The following is a 1,405-nucleotide window of genomic DNA, read 5'->3' on the forward strand; positions in this document are numbered from 1 at the left end:
TTTTCATGGCGAAGTACGACGAGAAGTTCAAGCTGGCGGTAGTGCAAGACTACGAGGCAGGCAACCAAAGCTACGTGGCGGTGGCGCAGCGCCACGACCTGGATCACGGGACGGTCAGGAAGTGGGTGGAGAGCTACCGGCAGCATGGATCGCAGGGGCTGCTGTGCAAGAAGCGCGTCCGCTACAACGCACAGTTCAAGCTGATGGTGTTGCAGCGCATGCGGCACGAAGAGTTGTCAGCTCGCCAGGCGGTTGTGCTGTTCGACATCCGCGGCGGAACAGGGGTCATCAGCGCATGGCAGCGGCGCTACCATGAAGGCGGTCTCGATGCATTGAAGCCGAAAACCCGAGAGATGAAGACTCCCAAGCCCAAGCCACCCCAGCTACAGCCGCCGCAGGCCGACGATGCGCACGACCTGGAGACGCTGCGCAAGGAGAACGAATACCTGCGCGCGGAGGTGGCGTATCTAAAAAAATTGGAGGCCTTGGTTCGGGCCAGGCGGCAAGCTGCGCGGACAAAGCGCAAGCCGTCATCGAGCTGAGGCCGCATTACCCGTTGCCAATGCTGCTGAAGACGGCGGGGCTGTCGCGCAGCACGTTCTACTACCAGGCGAAGGTCTTGGAGGCAGGCGACAAGTACGCCAGCCTGAAGTCACACATCCGGGCCATCTACGAGCGCCACAAGGGCTGCTACGGCTATCGACGCATCACCGCCGAGCTTTGCCGGGCAGGCCGGGCGGTCAATCACAAGACGGTGCAGCGTCTGATGCAGGGTCTGGGCCTGAAATCGCTGGTTCGTCCCAAGAAGTACCGCGCCTATCGAGGAGCAGTCGCTTACGCGCCGGCGCCGAATCTTCTTGATCGCCAGTTCCAGGCCGAGCGGCCGAACGAGAAATGGGTGACTGACGTGACTGAGTTCAATGTCGATGGCAGCAAGCTGTACCTGTCGCCCGTCATGGACCTGTACAACGGGGAGATCGTGGCCTACGAGATGCAAAGGCGCCCTGTCTTCCCGCTGGTTGGCAACATGCTCAAGAAGGCGCTGTCCAAGCTGGCAGGCCAGGCAGCAGCCCCGCTGCTGCACTCCGACCAGGGCTGGCATTACCAGATGCCCGCCTATCGACGCCAACTCAGCACCTGGGGCTTGACCCAAAGCATGTCACGCAGGGGCAACTGCCTGGACAACGCTGCGATGGAGAGCTTCTTCGCCACGCTGAAAGCCGAGTTCTTCTACCTCAACGAGTTCGCCAGTGTCGAAGAGCTCCAGCGCGGCCTGCACCGCTACATTCACTACTACAACCACCACCGCATCAAGCTCAAACTCAAAGGCCTGAGCCCAGTACAGTACCGAACTCAGGCCTTGTGCCATTAGCTTCTAACTGTCCAACTTCTTGGGGTCAGTTCA

The 1,405-nt window shown here is 60.6% G+C and carries 1 protein-coding gene; it reads left to right on the forward strand.

Going from position 1 to position 1,405, the window contains the following annotated elements; genetic code table 11:
- The first annotated feature begins 5 nt into the window (after positions 1 to 5).
- Positions 6 to 1,372 (forward strand): IS3 family transposase gene (locus FHT32_RS34765; protein WP_371132323.1). Its coding sequence is split into 2 segments (ribosomal slippage): positions 6 to 486 and positions 486 to 1,372, totalling 1,368 coding nucleotides; the frame shifts between segments, so codons are not numbered across the junction.
- Positions 1,373 to 1,405: the final 33 nt, after the last annotated feature.

Source organism: Variovorax sp. SG517, from assembly GCF_013376045.1.
In the GTDB taxonomy this organism is placed as follows: Bacteria; Pseudomonadota; Gammaproteobacteria; order Burkholderiales; family Burkholderiaceae_C; genus Variovorax.